14 protein-coding genes are annotated in these 21,147 nt (G+C 40.3%); 7 read left to right on the top strand and 7 right to left on the bottom strand.

Annotated features, from left to right (window positions below; genetic code table 11):
- Nucleotides 1–223: 223 nt before the first annotated feature.
- The 5 genes from BLS33_RS19185 to BLS33_RS19165 form a co-directional block, all read right to left on the bottom strand.
- Nucleotides 224–1,117, bottom strand: coding sequence for a sugar phosphate isomerase/epimerase family protein (locus tag BLS33_RS19185; RefSeq protein WP_176801452.1), 894 nt, complete (start codon nucleotides 1,115–1,117; stop codon nucleotides 224–226).
- A gap of 5 nt (nucleotides 1,118–1,122) precedes the next feature.
- Complete coding sequence (locus BLS33_RS19180) at nucleotides 1,123–2,328, bottom strand: FG-GAP repeat domain-containing protein (protein WP_089893508.1); 1,206 nt, start codon at nucleotides 2,326–2,328, stop codon at nucleotides 1,123–1,125.
- A gap of 12 nt (nucleotides 2,329–2,340) precedes the next feature.
- Complete coding sequence (locus BLS33_RS19175; protein ID WP_218129608.1) at nucleotides 2,341–3,405, bottom strand: nucleoside hydrolase; 1,065 nt, start codon at nucleotides 3,403–3,405, stop codon at nucleotides 2,341–2,343.
- A 309-nt stretch (nucleotides 3,406–3,714) separates the two neighbouring features.
- Complete coding sequence (locus BLS33_RS19170; RefSeq protein WP_089893506.1) at nucleotides 3,715–5,889, bottom strand: xanthine dehydrogenase family protein molybdopterin-binding subunit; 2,175 nt, start codon at nucleotides 5,887–5,889, stop codon at nucleotides 3,715–3,717.
- A 16-nt stretch (nucleotides 5,890–5,905) separates the two neighbouring features.
- On the bottom strand, nucleotides 5,906–6,379 hold the full coding sequence (locus tag BLS33_RS19165; RefSeq protein WP_089893504.1) for a (2Fe-2S)-binding protein: 474 nt from the start codon (nucleotides 6,377–6,379) through the stop codon (nucleotides 5,906–5,908).
- A 211-nt stretch (nucleotides 6,380–6,590) separates the two neighbouring features.
- Between BLS33_RS19165 and BLS33_RS19160 the strand changes: the two genes are divergently transcribed.
- The 6 genes from BLS33_RS19160 (at nucleotide 6,591) to BLS33_RS19135 (ending at nucleotide 16,482) form a co-directional block, all read left to right on the top strand.
- Nucleotides 6,591–8,759 carry an alpha/beta hydrolase family protein gene (locus tag BLS33_RS19160; protein WP_176801451.1) on the top strand — a complete coding sequence of 723 codons (2,169 nt, stop codon included), beginning with the start codon at nucleotides 6,591–6,593 and terminating at the stop codon, nucleotides 8,757–8,759.
- Nucleotides 8,760–8,790: 31 nt separating this feature from the next.
- Complete coding sequence (locus BLS33_RS19155; protein ID WP_089893498.1) at nucleotides 8,791–10,404, top strand: hypothetical protein; 1,614 nt, start codon at nucleotides 8,791–8,793, stop codon at nucleotides 10,402–10,404.
- Between the two features lie 143 nt (nucleotides 10,405–10,547).
- Nucleotides 10,548–12,476 (top strand): glycoside hydrolase family 97 protein, encoded by a 1,929-nt coding sequence (locus BLS33_RS19150; RefSeq protein ID WP_218129607.1) that lies wholly within the window; start codon nucleotides 10,548–10,550, stop codon nucleotides 12,474–12,476.
- A 51-nt stretch (nucleotides 12,477–12,527) separates the two neighbouring features.
- On the top strand, nucleotides 12,528–14,087 hold the full coding sequence (locus BLS33_RS19145) for a sulfatase (RefSeq protein WP_245731560.1): 1,560 nt from the start codon (nucleotides 12,528–12,530) through the stop codon (nucleotides 14,085–14,087).
- Between the two features lie 63 nt (nucleotides 14,088–14,150).
- Entirely contained in the window at nucleotides 14,151–15,419 is a 1,269-nt protein-coding gene (locus tag BLS33_RS19140; protein ID WP_218129606.1) for a DUF6786 family protein, read from the top strand.
- Between the two features lie 22 nt (nucleotides 15,420–15,441).
- Nucleotides 15,442–16,482, top strand: coding sequence for a family 43 glycosylhydrolase (locus tag BLS33_RS19135; protein ID WP_089893490.1), 1,041 nt, complete (start codon nucleotides 15,442–15,444; stop codon nucleotides 16,480–16,482).
- Nucleotides 16,483–16,744: 262 nt separating this feature from the next.
- Here BLS33_RS19135 and BLS33_RS19125 read toward each other — a convergent pair whose 3' ends face one another.
- Both BLS33_RS19125 and BLS33_RS19120 read right to left on the bottom strand, forming a co-directional pair.
- Complete coding sequence (locus tag BLS33_RS19125; RefSeq protein WP_143017648.1) at nucleotides 16,745–18,805, bottom strand: alpha/beta hydrolase family protein; 2,061 nt, start codon at nucleotides 18,803–18,805, stop codon at nucleotides 16,745–16,747.
- A gap of 413 nt (nucleotides 18,806–19,218) precedes the next feature.
- A complete protein-coding gene (locus tag BLS33_RS19120) occupies nucleotides 19,219–19,815 on the bottom strand; it encodes an RNA polymerase sigma factor (protein WP_089893481.1) in 597 nt (198 codons plus the stop codon).
- A gap of 117 nt (nucleotides 19,816–19,932) precedes the next feature.
- Here BLS33_RS19120 and BLS33_RS19115 point away from each other — a divergent pair, with 117 nt between their 5' ends.
- On the top strand, nucleotides 19,933–21,096 hold the full coding sequence (locus BLS33_RS19115; RefSeq protein WP_089893477.1) for a FecR family protein: 1,164 nt from the start codon (nucleotides 19,933–19,935) through the stop codon (nucleotides 21,094–21,096).
- Nucleotides 21,097–21,147 lie beyond the last annotated feature (51 nt).

Raw genomic sequence — 21,147 nt, 5'->3', positions numbered from 1 at the left:
GTTGCTTTGGTCGGACTAATAATGCTATATTAAATTCATGATTTCCTAAAAACAAAATTCCCGAAAAACGGAAATGTCCTCTACAAGATACTAAATCTTTGGTGTTTTTGAAGTGAATTTTTCCATTCCCTAAGTCTTGGTATTGAGAAAAGTAGGTGGTATGGAACGTATGGTGGTGGAAATATTTTATTGGAAAAGTTCTGGGTAGTTTATCATGACTGATCTAAATATTATTTACGGTTCTTTCAATCATCCAATCCGTTATTTTTTCATAATTATAGCTCAAGTCGGCTTTTCCCCATTGTTCACAAGAGTATATTCCTTTATAACCAGCCTTTTCAAAAATTCGGATACATTTTTCAAAGTCAAAGGATATATGTTGCATCTGATCGGTGAAATCTTTGGTCTTTGCGGAAATCAACTTGGTGTAAGGGGCTATTTTTTCTAGGGCGTCGTATCTTATATCTGGTTTGAGATTACCAAAATCTGCGAGTAATGCCAAATTAGTTTGCGAAACATCATTAATAATCTTCAAATGGTTTTTTGTTTCAGAAAATAGGTCATTATGATTTTCGACCAGCACACCAATGCCCCTCGTTTGGGCGTATTTTGCTATTTCCTTCAACGAAGACCCTGCTTTCTCATAAGATATATGCATGGTTCTTATTCGAACCGATTCAGACTCAAGAAAGGCAGCAATGTCTATCCATTCTTTGATTTCCGCGATAGCTTTTAATCGATTTTCTTCAACGATATCAGAGGGGTCGAATTTTCCTTCGCTTTGTAAATTGATTAATTTGGAGCCGTTTCGCTTAAGTGCTCTCTTTAAATCTTTTAAATATGGTTTGCTGGTTGTTTCAAAATGTTTAGTCCAGATTTCTACATTATGCACACCGAATCTATCTGCGAAATATTCGGGTATTTCATGAAGGGTTAATTCATTCTTTAATTCTTGATTGCTAGGCTTGGTCAACTCAAATTGATTGCGAAAAATAACGGTGGTCAAACCAATACGCTCTAATTTTTTGGCTCTGGTGGGCCACAAGCCTGTTTGTGGTAAAATTAAAAGCGCCGTCGCCGAATATGTAGAATGTTTGATGAAATTTCTTCTTTTCATACACATTACTTTTTTATCATATTTCTATGTATCCAAGGCTTTGCGTCTTGAGCATATTTATCTTCTCCTACAATATCAAAATCGCCATCACCATCGATGTCAACAACACTACCCGAATAAATTCCTTTTCCTTCGGCCACTAGTACCGAATTCTTAAATTCACCTTTGTCGTTGATGAAAATTCTAATTTCCCGATTGTCCCAAGCTACGGCAGAAAGGATGTCTAAATCGCCATCATTGTCAAAATCGGCCAATTTTGCGCAATGTGCTTTGTTATAATTCGATTTTACTATATGTTTTCGCCATTCCTTGACTTCTTCCGGATTTTCAGGACCTTCATACCAAGCAAGGTCATAATTTTCACCACCATATTTTTTGAAGTGCTCGGCAGGCGAAAGTACAACATCTAATCTGCCATCATTGTTTATGTCTCCCACTTCTTCCTTAGTCGCGGGGTTTATGCTTTTATAGCCAGATTCGATATCAAATCTTTCGTAAGATTCGGTACGCGGATTTTCAGGCGTTCTGAACCAATGTCCGGTCATGGTAATATCAGGAGAACCATCTGAATTAATATCTCCAATGGCCAGCCCTTCCCCTGCTTGGCCCGTATAAGCGGTTACGGTCTGCCATTCATCAATCTTATTCTGAAAAACAATCTTTACCGATTCTGGATTTTTATGTCTTACAATTACGTCAAGCTTTCCATCGGCATCCATATCTGCAAGTCGCATATCATTGGCATGAAACCCATCAATACTTGATATTAGATGAAAACTCCATGGGTCATTAACTTTCTTTTTACCGGGATTCTCAAGGAGATAAACATTTATAGGCCCGGTTGAGTGCCCATCGTTACTAAAAATCAAATCGATGTCACCATCGTTATCTACATCACCACATCGCGCGGAACCGATAAAATCATCTAAAGCGGTGGGAATACTGAAATTATGCCGATTCCATTCTCCAGATTTGTTTTGCTCGAACCAAGCTAGGGTCGCGCGGTCTTCGGCGTGAACACCGCCCTCTAGCACAACAATGTCAATAAGACCATCACCATTAATATCTTCCGAATCAACACAAGAAACACCCGACACTGTTCCATTACTTACATCTAAGGGTTTTGCAAAAGTGAGGGCCTGACCCTGAACACCTAAAATGGTAGTTATGGATAAAATCCAAAAGGATAGACATATTTTTACTTGCTTCATTCTTGTTTTCAATTATTTCTGATGCTGTTGTATTTTGCGAAACATATCGCCGAAAATCTTATCGCGATTAAGAAAGGTAACGGTACGGTAGAAATGTCTTGAGTTATCAAAACTATATGTTATTTGATCTGTCAAAATGGGGGCATGCCTAATTTCTGATTGAAACCAAGAGGGGTTTACGGCATAGGCAATTGCAGAAATATCCCAGATAATTTTAGAATATGCATAATGATCTTTATGGTAAGCTTTGAAAATATCGATTAAATAATCGCCAATAGCTCCTTGCCCCTTTAAATAGGTTTCTAACTCGGGTATGGTCGTTTGAAGATGTGAGGTTACCGGTTCGGTGGGCAACTGAATGAGTGGCACCCCGGAATCAAAAAGTACTTTAGACGACAGCAAATCTTGTTTAAGGTTGAATTCATAGGCAGTTTTCCAATCGAGTCCTTTACCTCCCAACCAAACGACTACAATTTTGTTAATAATCTTGGGCTCCAATAAAATGGCAGAAGCCACATTTGTAGGTGCACCCAAAGTGAGCACATACAATGGACCTTCAGATGCCATTGCTTTTTTTATCAGGTCTTTCGCGGCATCACTTTGCAATGGTTGGGTATAGTCTTTTAAAAAATCTTCTGAACCCTTATGTACCAAACCTTTCGGATTTATCCCCAATTTTTCCATTAACCTAAGAATTTCTTCGTGACTTTTTTGCATACCATCTCGGGGACTTACCGAACGATTATTTAAGTAAGGAGCTGCATAAATCGCTTGTACTTTCATTTGTTCCGGGGATAACAGCGCATAGACAACGGCAAATTGATCATCAATTTCGTTATAGGTGTCAGTATCGATAACGACATTGATTTTGCCTGTAGCCGGTGCTAACCGGTGTAAGCGTAATTCTTCTGATAATTTGGGCATATCTTGCGAATACACATTTCCAAGACCAATAAAAAGAACAAAGGCAAAATATACTAGGCATTGTCTTACACGTAGTTTTTCCTGGTTAAGGGACCAATCACTAAGATGTTTAAAGCGCTGAATAACTTTGTAAAATGATATTTTAGTGTTCATTGTAAAATAGATCAGGTTTAATCTTAAAATTTAATGAGTACTAGTCAGTTAATTTGTTTTATACTCAAGCTGGTTTAAAACTAATGAAAACTGAGCGAAAATGGCGGCTCCTTTAATATTTACTCAAGTCCGTTAGTTTACGAAATAACTAATTTTGTTTTTATCGGGTACGATACAAAATGAAATGGAGGTAGGTGTCGGCACAGTGGACGGTATTGTTTGGAAAGGTTGTATGATAAAAAAAGCCTTTTTACAATTTTTTAAAATGGCTTTTTTATGTACGTTTATCATTTGAGGAATGTATTTTTTTTAACCGTTTAAAACGGCCAACACCCGCTCGGGGGTAAAAGGAAGGTGCCTCAACGGTTTGCCCGTTAATCGTAAAAAAGCATTAGCTATAGCGCAGGCTACAAGTGGAGTTGCCGTTTCACCTACACCTTCAGGAATTGAGGTCGAGGGTATCAAGGCGGTTTCAATACTTTCGGGAATATCTTCCATCCGTAATAATTGGTAGTCATCAAAATTGGATTGCTGTACCCGTCCGTCTACAATAGTGATTTGTTCTTTGAGTACGCTGCTCATTCCCATGATCAGGCCTCCTTCCATTTGTGCTTTTACATTGTCAGGTTGCACAATTACCCCCGCGTCCAAGGCGACCCAGAACCGATGTACCTTTATTTTTCCAGTTTTCTGGTCCACAGAAATTTCACAGACGCCCGTACCCAAGGATCCATGTTCTGCAAAGGCCACTCCTTTGGCGCGTCCTGCCTTTTCTGGTCCGTTCCAATCCGATATTTCCGTAGCTTTTTCCAAGGTGGCCAATGCCCTTGGCGATTTCACCATTAATTTTCTCCGAAGCTCGATGGGGTCGGCTCCTTGGTCCATGGCGATTTCATCCAACAGACATTCAATCGCAAACTTATTAGTGCCATGACCAACGGAACGCCAATGTTTTAGACGTACACCATGTGAAGTTTCCCGCCATTCGGCCCATTGATTGGGAATATTATAATGGTGGTTTTTTATGCCACTGGCTACCAGATTACCCCCATCACCTATCACAAAATGGGAAAGTCCGGTAATTGCACCATCTTTATCCGTACTAGCGGTCAACCGCTGCAAGGTCAAGGGTCGAAAGGCCCCATGCGTAACATCATCTTCGCGGGTCCATATCAATTTTACGGGACGTGGCGCCATCTCTTTTGCCAAAAGGGCACATTCTTCAACAAAATCGTTCATACTCCTTCTGCCGAACCCTCCGCCTAAATATTGCAAATGCACATTTACATTCTCAGGAGCAATATTTAAAAGTTTAGGTACGCCCAACTTCGTATCCGTACCTTGTTGGCTGCCGACCCAGACTTCTGCGCTATTAAAATAGGCCGAAACTTGTATCACGGCATTCAAAGGTTCCATTTGGGCGTGATAAACATAGTCGTTTTTAAAGTCGGTACGGTATGTTTTTGCAGCTGTACGCATCGCTTTTTTTACATCGCCCTGTTCTGTAATTATTTTACCGTTTTTTTTGCTATCAGCAATTTTTTCATAGTCATGGTAGATTTCTTGAGAGTTGTAACCTGTAGCCTGTGACTCGCTCCAATCTATTTTCAATCTCTTTTTTGCATTCAATGCGGCTTCTAAGGTGGTTGCAGTTATACCAATGGCATAATCGAACGGGATTACTTTTAGAACGCCCTCCAATGCTAGAATTTCCGTTTGATTATTCAGTGTAGGCTGCGAGCCGTGTAGATTTCCTCGTTCAAGTACACCATAAACCATATTGGGCAATCGAATGTCTATGGCAAACTGCGCCGTACCATTTACCTTAACCGGAATTTCAGTTCGAGGTATCCTCTTTCCCACTAATTTATAGTCCTTCGGGTTTTTGTATTGGTCTTCGGTGAAATCGGGTAGAATGTCGGGCATTTTTAAAAATGGAACTAGCGCTCCGTAACTCAGTTCCCTATGCGTAGGTTCGTGAATGACATTACTGTTCGCAGTAGTTAGTTCAGAAATGGGAACATTCCAGTGTTTTGCAGCCGAGTACATTAGCACATGACGCGCCTGGGCCCCTGCTTTTCGCATCACGGGATAATTACTTTTGGTCGTTCGACTTCCAACGGTAAACATAAGCTTGCTTCCCGGTGCCCATCCTTCTGAACCATAAATTTCTACTTCCTGTGGTGAAAATTCGACTTTGACCTTCGACCAGTCCGCGTCCATTTCTTCGGCAAAAAGTACCGGTAAAGAGGTCATGGATCCCTGGCCCATTTCGGCCGCAGGGTTGTAAATAGTTATCTCCCCCTCTTCCGTTATTCGTACCCATGCAGTAAGCTCATGTTTTGCTAATTGAGCGCGGACTTTATCTGTCTTTTTACAGGAAACCAGTTGGGGCAAAATACCGGATACCCCAATAAAAAGGGCCACACCACTCGATGTTTTTAAGAATTCTCTACGGCTGCTGTGTTTTGTCGCTGTTTTCATGATGCTTTAATGGCTCTTAAGTTATTGGCGTTTTATTTTCAGCAGCCAATTCAATAGCTTTTACGATTCGAAGATAGGTTCCACACCTGCAGAGAATACCATTCATGTATTCTTTGATTTCCTCCCTTGTCGGATTTGGATTTTCTTCCAAAAGGGCCACCGCCTGCATAATCTGTCCCGATTGGCAATAACCGCATTGCGGGGCTTGCGCCTCGATCCAGGCTTTTTGTACGGGGTGGTCGCCCTTCTCCGATAAACCCTCGATAGTCGTTATCCGTTGTCCATCGGCAAAACTATCGATTGGTAGCACACAGGCCTTCATCGGCGCATTGTCTATGTGAACGGTACAGGCGCCACATTGCGCAATACCACAACTGTATTTGGTGCCGGTCAATCCTAAATGTTCCCGCAGAACCCAAAGCAATGAAGTACCTTTCGCAACGTCGATCCGGTGTTCTTTGTTGTTGATATTTAAGGTGAATAGTGGCATAACGAAGATTTAGAGCTTAAGATAATGAAATTGCGGCTAAAAATTTATAGGAACGGATTATTTTGTATAGCTTAAACTAAAGAAACTTGTATCTAATGAGTTCATATTTTTAAAGTTGTAAGACATATTTTTTTTGTGATGTAAAATGGGCTATTTTTAGCGATGAAAGCACTTCGAATTGATTTAATTATTCATGCTTAAAAACTACATCGTGCATAAAAAAAACACCTCCCAATTATTCATTGTTCTCCTATTTTTATTTTCGTCCATTGCAGGGTATTCCCAAACCAATTATTCGGTATTGGATTTCTGGACTTATTATTCCGATGCTGAAAATGTGCTCTACAAGCAGCAAAGTGAACTGTCTTTTCAAAGTTTGGACCAAAGAAAACAAGATATAGCCGAGCTTCGAACAATAAATGACTGGATAGTACGCCAAGAGCTGGTCAAAGAAAAATTGAACGAATCCGTAGGGCCCTTTCCTGAAAAAACACCGTTAAATCCGGTAATCGTAAAGAAAATAAAAAAAGAGGGGTACAGCGTAGAAAAACTGTATTTTGAATCCATGCCCGGTGTAAAGGTTACCGCAGCCTTTTTCTTGCCTGAAGGAAAACGAAAAAATCTGCCAACCATAATTTACTGTAGCGGTCATACGGATCTGGCGTTTCGAAGTGATGTCTATCAACATGTTATTCTCAATTTGGTTAAAAAGGGTTTTGCCGTTTTGGCTTTTGACCCTTACGGTCAGGGTGAACGAATACAATATTTTGATGAGGGAATGGGGAAATCACGCTTTGGCTCCACACAAGAACATTCATACCCTGGCGCACAACTTTTTATCAACGGATCCTCTTCGTCTAAATATATGATATGGGATGGTATTCGTACCGTAGATTATCTGTTGACGCGTAAAGAAGTCGACAAAGACCGCATTGGTATTACGGGCCGGTCTGGCGGTGGTACCCAGTCTTCACACATTGCGGCCTTCGACGAGCGAATTAAAGCAGCTGCCCCTGAATGTTACCTCACCACCCTAGAATACCAATTGAAATCTGGCGGGCCACAAGATGCCGAACAAAACTTTCCTAGAGGTATTCGCCTTGGTTTAGATCATGCCGACCTTTTAGAGGTGAGGGCGCCCAAGCCTACTCTGATGATAACAACAACGCGTGATATTTTTAGTATTCAGGGCGCACGAGATACTTATGATGAGGCGCGAAAGGCTTTTAAAGCTTTTGGTCAAGAGGAAAATCTTGTTAAGATTGAAGACAATGCCGGTCATAAATCGACTTTGAAAAACAGGGAAGCCATGTATGCTTTTTTTCAAAAACATCTTGACAATCCGGGGAATTCAAAAGATGAAGAAACCACTCCTTTTCCTGTACAGGAATTGCATGTTACCGAAACAGGTCAACTTGCTACCTCATTGCAAAGTAAATTTTTGTTCGATATCAATAGGAACGTCGCCCAATCGAACAAAGATATATTAGAAGAAAAACGTAGTAACCTTGACCAGCATTTACAAGGGTTGAAGAAAAAGGTGAAAGAAATATCGGGCTTCGAGGCAAACGATAAAACCGGAAAATTGATTTTTTCAGGCCAGACTGACTTTGAAACGTATTTTTTGAATAAGTATTTAATTGTACAATCGGAACATAAAATAATTCCTTTTGTGACTTTTGAGCCCAAACAGGCTTCCGGACAAACCGTTCTTTATCTGGATAATCTGAACGAAAAAAAATCAGATTCACTTTACGCGCTTCCTTTAGAACTGGTAAAAAATGGAGCAACGGTAATTGCTCCCGATTTACCGGGGTTTGGTGAATTAGGTCCAGGATATTTAAAAGGAGATGCTTATTTTTCCAATACTTCGTACAACCAGTGGTTTGCCGGAATATTAAATGGGAAAAGCACGGTAGCGCTTCATGCCGAAGTTATAATAACGCTACTTCAATTTTGTAAGGACGAACTAAAACTTGGTGACACGAAAATTATAGGAATGGCGAAAGGCGGCTTTGCCTCTAGTTTATTACACACCTCTATTTTGGGTGTTGATTTCGATAAAATAGCGCTAATAAACCCTATGCCTTCATTTCAGAACATTGTTTCCGATAAAGGTTATGACCCCAAATTTATTCCTTTCACCGTGGCCGGGGCTTTGCCTAATTATGACTTACCAGACTTGTCGGCTGCTTTCGCTCCTAAGAAAATGATGATTGTTCAAGAAAAAGATGCGGACGAAGATCAGTCTTCTTGGCACGCTGATGTTGTGAAAAAACAATACGCATCCAAAGGGAAGCAAGCAAACCTTTCAATTGTTACCGATGATTCGGGTCGAGGGTTGCAAAAATTATTCGATGTATTTATGTCCCATCTATAGCGCTGTATCTATTTAAAATAACGAGTATATTATGAATAAAGTTACATTTCTTGCACTCTTGTCTTTAATTGGTATAGCCTGCTCAGATTTAAAATCGAAGGTTAAAATATCTGCAAAAGACAACTTGCTTTTTGACAAGGCCCAAGAGAATGCTATCGCAGCTAACGAAGGCTTTATTCGCTGTGAAAATTTTGTTCAGGGTTGGTTGAATCACAGCGATCCCGAATCAGGGCTTATTCCTAGAAATCTAGATGGGGATACGGATATATGGAATGCAAAAGATGCCGCAGCCGATAATTATCCTTTTATGGTTCTTACTTCCTTTTTTGTGGATCAACAATTATTTGATGGAAAAATGCTGGATATGCTTCGTACCGAAAAGCAATTGACCTCTCGGCTAAACTCACTTCCCGACACCTACTCCTTTTCTAAAAATGATTTTGAGAATCAGGAATTGGATATGGGAAGCATCATTTTCGGAACTTCGGAATATGTAAAAGACGGATTGCTGCCTTTAACCGAATGGCTGGGAGAAAGTCCTTGGTCAGAGCGTATGATTGAAATGATGTACGACTTAAAAAATGAAGTGGATGTCGCCGGTCAGGTACAAAGAGGTGGCTCGGGCAATTCTACACAGGAAGAAGTGAACGGTGAGCTGTTGCAAACGCTTTCCAGAATATACTGGATGACGGGCGATGCTGAATTTTTGAACTGGGCTATTAAAATTGGTGATCATTATCTACTGGGCGATCACCACCCGACTCGAAATCTTGAATATCTACGACTCCGCGACCATGGGTGTGAGTTGATTTCGGGTCTCTGCGAATTATATGTGGCAACCAGTTTCGCCAAGCCTGAAAAAAAAGAAGCGTACCAAAAGCCATTACATGAAATGCTGGACAGAATTTTGGAAGTAGGTAGAAATGAAGACGGATTTTTTTATGATGCCATAAACCCACAGACAGGTCAAATCGTTCAAGAGCGCATTGCCGATAATTGGGGCTATACGCTGAACGGTTACTATGCGATTGCTTTACTCGACGGTAAGCCGGAATATAAAGACGCAATCATAAAAGTATTTTCCAACTTAAACAAGTATAGAAATCATGATTGGGAAAATGGGAGTTCTGATGGTTATGCAGATGCTATAGAAAGTGCTCTGAATTTGTACAATCGTATGCCCGAAGCTGAGGTTGCAGATTGGATGGATAGTGAAATAAAAGTGATGTGGGGCAAGCAACAAGATGACGGAGTTATCGAGGGGTGGCATGGCGATGGTAACTTTGCCAGAACTTCTATTATGTATAATCTTTGGAAAAGTAAAGGGCTGTATGTTAAGCCTTGGAGAGAAGATCTGTTGTTGGGGGCAGAACAAAAAGGAGACTCACTATTGATTTCTATAACAGCCGAAAAGCCATGGACCGGGAAGCTTTATTTTGATACGCCGAGACATAAAACAAATCTTAAATTACCCATTGATTGGGCACGGATCAATCAATTTCCTGAATGGTTTACCGTAGTCGAAGACCGTAAATATCAGCTTGTAGATTTCGATAAACCCCAACCGACCACATATGTTGGCGGGCAACTTAGTGATGGCATCGCTGTTGATATAGAGCAGGGTAAAAAGCTGGTTGTTTATTAATTCAAAAAATAATTGAGCTGTCAAGTCAAAATTTATAGGAGTCTTTTAATTTGGAAAATGATCTACAATAACTAGTAATCTGCGCCATACCAAAAGGGTGCCAAGGGCGAAGTGGTTAGCATTATTGTAAACCACAAACAATAATGAATATGGTAAAAAATGACTTTGGTGTTCTATTGTCACTTAAACTGATAATACTCTCCGTTGTGCTAATTGGTTGTAGCAATGTTACTGAAAAAGAGCTATTGGTAAGTTCTCCTGATAAAGCAATCCGAATACAGCTTTTTGAAAATGGAGGAATATTGACTTATTCAATAAACCGAAATGGGAAGAATCTAATTTCAAGTTCTGAACTTTCCATCTTACCGAGGCAAATGGTATCGGTTATCAATACCAATATTAAGGAAGAGAAGAACAGTTGGAATCCGGTTTGGGGGCAGTTCAGTGAAATCACGGACCATTATAACGAACTACAGCTGTCTTTGGATTATGAAGGTGTTCCGGCTACTTTGTATGTTCGGGCTTATGACGGCGGTAGTGCTTTTCGTTTTGTAATCGATGACTTGCCTACAGAGATAAAACCTGCTTTTTTTATAGAATACGGTCTTTCCAATACCGATGAAATCTATATGCCGGCTGGGGAAAGTATGCCCAAAGGACCTATTGTTATAAATGATTTTGCAGAGATGGATTCCATTCCCTATCGTTGGCAGGTGCCTTTGGTCATAGAGACGAATCAAAATCAATTTATATCACTTCTCGAGTCTGATTTGGTCAGTGCACCGGGTTTTTCGGTAATCGATTTTGAATACGACCGAGAAAGAAAAAAAATTATTTCGAACAATGAATTTACTTTTCAAGAAAACAAACTGGTGACCCCTTGGCGCTTGATACTATTGGAGGAAAAAATCGGTGATCTGCTCACGAATACCGTGCCCCAAAATGTGGCAGCACCTTTGGCCCTTGAAGACCCATCGTGGATCAGACCGGGAAAAACATTATGGGACTGGCGCGTACATGGGTATACCACAGCAGATGGGTTTACCTATGGTATCGATACGGAAAGCTATTTGCGATTTATCGATTTTGCTTCAGAGAACGGTATTGAATATTTTATGATCGACGATGCCTGGTATACCGATGTTTCCGAAGGGAAAATCGAGATGTCCGATAAATTGGATTTGCAAAGGGTTATGGACTATGCCAATGATAAAGGGGTGTCTGTACTGTTATACTATGATAGACGCCAGGGGAGTTATGGTGACGAGGCACTTTTTCCGTATTATCAAAAATTGGGTGCAAAGGGCATAAAATACGGATTTATGGGCAGTAATGTTCCCTTTACCAGGGATGCTATTCAGTTGAGCGCAGCAAGTAAGCTTTTAATAGATTTTCATGATAGTCCAGTGCCGTTTACAGGTGTCACAAGAACCTATCCTAATGCCATAACCAAGGAATATTGCCATGCCCAACAAGATTCAAGACGTTCGTTCACCCCACAAGCTTTTATCAGAATGGCATTGATAAATGCTTTGCAGGGTCCGCTTGATATGAACAACGGTTGTTTTGATATTACCGGAATCAATGCAGGGGAACGGGAAAAAGGACCGAAGGCCCAAAACTTATATACCACGGTTACCGCTGAAGCAGCTAGAACCTTGATTATTTTTAGCGGTCTCGTTTGTATTCCGGATGCTCCCGAAGCCTATGCCGAAAAAAGCGACCTTTTTGAGTTTATTAAAGAAATGCCCGTGGGAAAATGGGACGAAACAAAAATACTTCATGCCAAAATGGACGCCTATATTACTACAGCTCGAAGACATGGTGAATCATGGTTTGTCGGCTCGGTATATAATGAGCCAGGGGGTACGCTTCCTGTCACCTTGGATTTTTTGGATGTGGGAAAGGAATACGATATCACCTATTATGAAGATACTGATGAAACTCACTTTAAGACCAATCCTGAGGCCTATCGGGTGCGAAAAGGAACGGTGAAAAAAGGAACTGTCATCAACGCAAAAATAGCCCCCGGCGGTGGACACTGCATGTGGATCAGACCAACAAAAGACTAAAGAATGATAATGCGATTCCATAGTATAAAGTATATTTTAAGTTGTATTTCCATGGCGTTTTTGATTTCATGTGAAAACAAAAAGGAAACGGTGGAAACGACCAAGAAACCGAATATACTTTTTATAGTGGTCGATGATTTGGGCTATGCCGATTTAAGCGTTATGGGAAGCTCGTATTACGAGACTCCTCATATTGACGAGTTGGCAAAGGCGGGCACCATTTTTACCAATGGCTATGCAACCTGTGCTGTTTGTAGTCCGTCACGGGCAAGTTTATTGAACGGACAGTTTACTGCAAGACATGGTCTCACACAATATGAGGGGGCAAAATCAGGGCGGGCTTGGAAAAAGCTGAACCGGCACACCAAATTGTTGCCCCCAGATTACAAACATCATTTAAATCAGGAAGATGTGACCTTGCCCGAAGTACTGAAAGAAAATGGATACACCACTTTTTTCGCGGGTAAATGGCATTTGGGTAGCGAAGCGGATCATTCACTTCCTACCGATCATGGGTTTGATGTCAATCAAGGGGGTTATGAAAAGGGCGGGCCATACAGCGGAGGTTATTTTTCTCCTTTCAACAACCCACAAATGAAAGATTATCCAGAGGAGAAAGGCATGCCTCTTTCTATGAAACTTGCCAAAGAAACTTCTGCATTTATCCGTGAACAAAAAGATTCGACATTTTTGGCCTATCTCTCTTTTTATGCGGTACACTCCCCAATACAGACCTCGCAGGCGAAATGGGGAAAATACCGTAATAAGGCCGACAGTATGGGCATTGCTGAAAAAGGCTTTGAAATGGAGCGGGTACTACCTGCTAGAAAGTATCAAGACAACCCTGTCTATGCCGGATTGATAGAGCAAGTAGATGAAGCCGTTGGAAGTGTACTTAACACCCTGAAAGAGCTTAATCTCGACAAAAATACGGTAGTCGTTTTTACTTCTGATAATGGAGGTGTAACCTCGGGCGATAATTTTTCTACCAACCAGCTGGAACTTCGTGGTGGCAAGGGCTATCAATGGGAAGGCGGATTGCGAGTGCCCTATTTTATTTACGTGCCATGGATGCTACAAGAAGGTGCTAAAAATGAAGTGCCGGTTTCCGGTGCTGATTTGTTTCCTACACTTTTGGATTTGGCGGATATTCCACTTCAACCAGAACACCATGCAGACGGAGTTAGTCTCAAACCACTTCTTAAAGGAAAGTCAATAGCCGATAGAGCCTTGTATTGGCACTATCCGCATTATGGAAACCAGGGTGGTGAACCCGTTTCCATCATGCGAAAGGGTAACTGGAAAATTATTCAGTATTGGGAGGATGGTCACACGGAGCTCTATGACCTAGATTCCGACTTGGGGGAGATCTATGATTTGTCAGGTGAAAAAGAAGCTACGATGCTTGAAATGAAGAAAGAACTGATGGGTTGGCTTAAAAAAATGGATACGCAATATGCAACAGCAGATCCTTTATGGGATGAAGCTGCATGGAAGCAAAAGCTTAGTGATAATAGGAACAATTTAATGCCAAGATTGGAGAGACAACGACAAGAAATGTTATCCCCCGATTGGCGGCCCAATGAAGATTGGTGGGGTAGTAAAAAATAATTTCAAAGAATCATTTTATGGGGCAAGACAGTATCCCTAATCTAATAAATAAGTATAGAGTTTATGAAAATAAATAGCGCCAAATTTGTATTCGTATTAGGTCTTGTGATTGTCATCGCATCCTGTAAACAAAATAAAAAAGAAAAACAAGCCGAAGAACCGACGAATGCGGTGAATTCTATTGACTACATTCCATATACGGATGATTTAAGCTTTATGAAAAGCCATACTCCGATAATAGAATTGTCCGATTCATCGGGCAGTAGCAAAGTTGCCCTTGCGCCAAACTTACAGGGCCGAGTAATGACCAGTAGTTCGTCGGGGGCAAACGGAAGAAGTTACGGGTGGATCAATAGGGAACTTTTCGAATCGAAAGATACGCTGGGTCATATCAATGCCTTTGGCGGTGAAGAGCGCTTTTGGTTGGGTCCCGAGGGAGGGCAATATTCCATTTTTTTTGAAAAAGGAGCTGAGTTTACGCTGGATACTTGGCAAACGCCAAGACTTATTGATTTGGAACCCTTCGATATCAAAAGTAGTGCCGCGAACAAGGTTGTATTTACCAAGAAAGCCTCTTTGGTAAATTATTCCGGATTTCGATTTGATTTGGGCATTGAACGTGAAGTAGCTTTACTATCCACAGAAGAAATACGAAAAGAACTTGGTATCGACACCTTGGGCGAAATAAGAGCGGTCGCCTATAGAACCACAAATACATTGATAAATACAGGACAACAAGATTGGAAAAAAGATACCGGATTGTTGTCTATTTGGTTGTTGGGCATGTTCAACCCATCGCCGAATACGACTATTGTTATACCTTATGTTTCCGGTGATGAAAAAGAACTGGGCATGGTCGTTAACGATACCTATTTTGGCAAGGTACCGCCAGAAAGATTGATTGTCAAAGAAAACGTACTATTTTTTAGTGGTGACGGCAAATATCGGAGTAAAATAGGGCTGTCTCCCATGCGGGCAAAAAATATCGCAGGATCGTATGATACCGAAAATGGTATCTTGACCATTATAAAATATGACAAACCAGAAGGTGTAATGGAGTATGTAAATTCTTTATGGGAAATACAGGACGAACCCTACTCGGGAGACGTAGTGAATTCTTATAATGATGGTCCACCTTCACCTGGGGAAAAAACACTAGGGCCCTTTTATGAACTCGAGACTTCCTCTCCGGCTTTAGCTTTGAAGTCCGGTGAAAGTGGCAGCCATGTGCAGATGACCTGTCATATAGAGGGCGGTGTTACTGCCTTGAATCCAATTATTGAAAAAGTTTTTGGGGTAAGTATTGAAGATATTGAAAAGGCTTTTGATTAAAAGAAATTAAAGAAAGAAATCGATGACAATATTGAAAAAAGACATACCATATTTCACAAGTGTCTGCCTTATGGTTGCATTAGTTTTTCTATTGGGGTGTAAATCAAAAGATAAAGAACAACCCCAAAGAGAAGTTGTAAATGTCCCTAATACCAACAGCGAACCGATTAGTTTTACCTATGATGAGGTCAAGGGTATTGGGCGAGACAGCCTTTTTAACAGACGAGACAACAGCGATATTATAAAAGTCGAGGATACCTACTACGTCTGGTACTCCCGTATGGACAGTCCGACGACCGCAGGATATTGGGCAACGATTTGGTATGCTACCTCAAAAGATGAGGGCTATACTTGGGAAGAGCAGGGTATGGCCTTGGATGTGGGGCCAGCGGATTCCTTTGACCACACCGCTGTTTTTACACCCAATATTCTGGTACGCAATGAAAAATACTATCTGTATTATACAGGAGTAAAGCCTACACCGGGAAACTCTGAAGGACTATTTGAAAATAATTCTAAAAATGATTTTACGGCAATAGGCCTAGCCGTAGCTGATAGTCCTGACGGTCCCTTCAAAAGAGTGAAGAACAACCCTGTTTTGAATATTAGTGATTCTGCCGAAGATTTTGATAGTTATCGAATTGACGACGCCAGTTTGATGATTAAAGATGACAAAATATGGTTGTATTATAAGGGAAGGTCACTTAGTCATGGCGAAAACGGACCGGGGCTTACAGAAATGGGAGTCGCGTATGCCGATATTCCGGAAGGGCCATTTGTTAAGCATGATGGTTCGCTTTTGGATAAAAGCCACGAAGTGTTGATTTGGAAAAAAAATAAAGGTGTGGCCTCTTTAGCTTCTATTGGTAAATCTATTAATTATGCCGAAGACGGCGTTCATTTTTCGGCTATCCAAAATAACTTGACGCAAATTCCCAAAGCACCGGGATTGTACCGCCCACATCTTGAAGATGGCAATCCGGAAACAGAAAGCCCGGGTTGGGGGATAGCCATGAATGGCGGAAAGGGACAAACCTATTTGTTGCGTTTTGAAATGAAATAGGATATGGAAAAACGAATTTAACTTCTAATCAATAATTCCTGATTTTGGCTGCAGGTTTTATGTGATTGATTGAAAAAGCGTGTACGTTTAGTCGAAGTAAGGATATTGAAGGCGTAAAAATTGTATTGCACGCATGTGATCCGTTGATTAATAGTAAATTCTTTTTTACAATTTTTCGGATTATCAATAAAATCCATACCAAAAAATTTATCATTCATTGATTTAGGAATGACTTTTTAAAATACTCATAAAACCTGCGATTCTACCACTGGGATGCTTTTTGAACTATCTTGTAGGCATCGGGCCTATCTAAATTTTTGAACAGGTTTTCGGTCCACTCATATGTTTTGGGCTGATTGCCGATGATAACCAATTCATTAGGAAATTGCAAACCTGCCACTTGCGCCAAATCGGTAACCCGTAAACAATTGAGCATTTCTATGGCTTCGCCTTTACCCGTAGGGTCGCTAGGCATGTTCTGGGTCTCTGGGGAATCTTTAAGCAAAAGTGTTTTTACATTACCGTCCAATAGGGCCGCATAGGGAGCTATGGCCGCCAATTCGCCGTGAGCGAGAATATTGATATTACTAGAGTCAACTCCTGGAATAGTACGAACGGCCTTCAAACACCTGAGCACGTCGTAGACCCTCATTGAGGCGATTGTTCTTCCTGTCCAAGCCGCTGCCCTTCGAATATGCCATTGCTGTGATGGTGACCAGCCCGTATCTCCGATTCCCCTGGCCTCAAAATAGGCAACAATCATTTTCTCTTGGAGACCAGCGGTCAAGGAAGGCGATTCATAACGTTCTTCGTTAGGATTTTTTAATACTACTAAAAGTGGTCGGTTCTTATCAGTTGGTTGGCCGGTTTGAAGAGAGACCTTCAAGCGCCAGCCTTCCTCGGAAACGAAGCTGTAGTCTTTTCTTTCATTGCCTGATTTACTTGATGATATAAAATCCAATCGCATATCCAACGGGTGGGGTTCATTGGGAAAAGCACCGAATGTCTTTTCTTTCAAAAAGGTTTTTACTTCGCTTCTATAAGAATCGAGTTGATCGATTGTTTCGATTACAGGTGGTGTGGCCAACTCCACGAACGAATCCTGTATGGTTTTCGTCCCATCGTCCTTTGGCACACCATTTACATAAGCTTTTAATTCTTCCTCGGAAAGTTCCTTGGTTGTATCAATTTTGCCAAGGGCTTCCGGTTTGACATTTTTTCCTTTTAATTCCTTTATGAAAAAAGCGAGAATTTCAGGTCGCAGTTCTTCTTTCGACCCATAACTATGTCCTCCCGTGGCATCTTTCATAATCAAATTTTCGGGTCTTCCGTAGACGGAATATATGCGTTTTGTTTTGTCGTACAAGGTATGTACCGCCTCTATGGAATAGTACAAATCACGATCGGGCTGTGCGATCATAAACGGCCGCGGAGCGATCAGTGCTCCGATGTCGGAGAAGTCGATGCCATAGGTATTGATAGGCATCATACAGTCGCAATGGTCATCGATTGTTTTTTGCGCTATTTGACCTTCTAGTGAACTTGCGCCTGCAACTGCTGCTGCAGCTTTTATCCGAGGGTCTGCAGCCGGCAGATACCAGCTTTGGGAGCCACCTCCCGAAATGCCGGTTACACCCATGTTATTTTTATCCACTTCTGGCATTGCGGATAACAAATCTAAACCGCGAATACCATTCCATACTTCTACACCGGCAGGATTGTAGCCTCGGCTGTACCAATGGAACCAGCCATTCGATTCTTGGCCTAAATGTTCCCCTTTTACCTCCCCGCGCTGAATGGTTTCGATAATCAGGCATACAAAACCGTTTTCGGCAAAACTTTTCGCGTGCGCCTGATAGTTATGTTTTTGTGTATGGGCATGGCCACAGACATATAATATGGCTGGTACCGGTTTTTTAATTCCGTCGGGAATGTAGAGATTAGCGGGTACATATAGGCCTGGTAAGGATTCATAGTACAACTTTTCTATCCTATAACCCTTTCTTTGAATGGTGCCCGTTTTTGTTACGTTAAGTGGGGACCTTTTTCCCCCAAAAGGCTTTCCCTGTAAACCCAACATCTCTAGAAACTGTTTGTGTCGTTCCTCGCGAACGGCCTCCCAACTCGTTAGATCATTGATGTCTTTTAAGGAATTATGGGTGATATCACTGGCAACCTTACATAGATATTGACGGATGTTGTTGGATTGATTAAAGTCCGCCGTGACCTTAGGCCCAAGAAATTGAGAAAAAGTCAAAATTGGCCAAAATATAGAAAGAATAACTAATACAGATTGCCTTATCATTAAACTCTGTTTTATCATTTTTACAATTTTATATTAAACTTGCCGTGCCATTAGCTCAATATCGACCAATAATATCGGATTTTTTTGATCATTTTCCGAAATACCGCAGCAAGGAAGCAAGGGTCTGATTTTTTCCTTTCAAGGAACAAAAAAACACGGGTGATAGCGTTTGCCATTTCTTTTTCATGCACTCCCGACATTTAGAATCAATAATGCCTCAAACGTTTAGAAAAGATAAAGGAGTTTTGTGTCTCGAACATATCTTGTGTTGCATGGCAATACCAACCCTTTCCCTTAGACTAAATTAACATTATTCCCATAGATTATGTTTAAGTTTTATCGCTCATGGCCCAAAATAAAGCGGTTACTTCAGTTACTTGGATGTGAAGGCAATTGTCTAGGCATCAATATCAAACCTCAAAACCCTAACATTATTGAAATTGGGTTTTTTGGGAATTATTTCCAAAAATCAACAATAATATGGTTTCATATCTATTTCCTAATTTTCTTTTCAAAATTCCGAAAGCTTTCGTTATCTGAGCTTCTACTGTTTTTGTAGAAATATCAAGGTGCTCCGATATTTCATTGTTGGTAAGACCCTCCTTTTTACTGAGGATAAAAACCTTTTGACATTTTGGAGGTAGTTTTTGAATTTCCGTATTTACGATGGTAATCATTTTCGCAATGGCGTTTTCGTCGGTATTCTCTACAACTTCGTGGGTCGACTCGACATATTTTTGATGCAAAAGCATCATGGCCTTATTTTTCTGATAGGTATTTATGAATTCATTGTAAACGGATTTGTATAAGAAACTACGAATAGAAAAATTGGGATTTAACTTTTTTCTCGACTTCCAAGTTTTTAAAAACACATTTTGAACAATATCTTGAGCCATAGCTGGATCGTGTGTCAGGGTTAGGGCGTAGGCATGTAGCTGTCTATGAAATTTGTCCAACAAGAACATATAAGCCTTTTCATCTCCCATTCTGAGATTTTCTGTCAAAACTCGATTATCGCTAAAATCCATGATAAAGTATTTATATCGCAAAATAAATCCAAAAATAATAGGATTATGAAAAAAATATTAAAAAAAAGTTAGGGTATTGGAAATTTGTCTTGTAGTATATATAAGAAAGATTATAAAATGATTTCCAAGGAAATTGAAAATTGTATAGTAAAATACCTATCACAATCGGCGGATGTTGCGGATTTGGATTTACTAAACAAATGGATTGTGGAGGAGGACAATCAAGTGATTTTTAAAACTTTCGTAAAAACTAATTTTGCGATAAACCTGGCCATGGACGACCCGAATAAAGATAATATTAGAGAACGGCTGCTTAAGGAAATTAGAAAGGAAAAAAGTTCTTTCTATAGACGCCGATTTTCGTCCGTTGCAAAATATGCTGCAATTGCCATTTTATTTTTAGGACTTGGTTTGTTAGTAAAACAAAGTTTTTTTGGAAAAAGTTCCAATCACGAAATAGTTCCGCGTGAAGATGTAATTACATTACAGTTGGGAAATGGGGATGTTAGAATAATTAATGAAGATGATAAATCTTATGTTATAAGAGCAAATGGAAATAAAGTTGGATTGCAAAAAGGAGACCGATTGATTTATAATAAAAGTTATTCTCAATCGGAATTAGTTTACAATACGCTTCGCATTCCCAATGGGAAAAGATTCAGTGTTATATTGTCAGACGGAACTAAAGTTCATTTGAACTCTGGAAGTTCTTTAACCTATCCCATTGAATTTATAAAAGATAGGGTTCGTAAGGTTCAGGTTGCGGGAGAGGCATACTTTGAGGTCACAAAGGATGAGAATCATTTATTTGTTGTAAACACTCAGGGTCTTAATGTACAAGTTTACGGTACCAAATTCAACGTTTCAAATTATTCTGAAGATGATGCTGCTGAAGTAGTTTTAGTAGAGGGAGAAGTCAGTCTATCCGATTCTGATAAAATCAGAAAGAAGGGCGGGGAATTCTTTTTAAAACCTGGTTTTATGGGCGTTTTCAATAAAATGAACAAAAAGATTAGCAACAAAAAAGTAAATACAGACCTCTATACTTCATGGATGAACGGAAATTTGGTTTTCCGAAATGCTACTTTCGAAAATATCATTCAAAAACTAGAGCGGCACTATAATGTCGTCATCATTAACAATAATAAGGATTTAGGTCAGGAAACTTTTAATGCCACTATAGAAACAGAGGATGAAACTATTGAGCAGGTCTTCAATTATTTCAATAAAGTATATCAAATAGAATATCAGATTGTAGAAAACAAAATTATCATCAATTAAAGTCAAGCGCTAATGAACAAAACCAATTTTTAAGAAACATCACTTTTACTC

The sequence above is a fragment of the Kriegella aquimaris genome, from assembly GCF_900103215.1.
GTDB classification, from domain to species: Bacteria; Bacteroidota; Bacteroidia; order Flavobacteriales; family Flavobacteriaceae; genus Kriegella; species Kriegella aquimaris.
The sequence above is the reverse complement of the archived record's forward strand: the minus strand, read 5'-3'. Positions and strand labels throughout refer to the sequence as shown.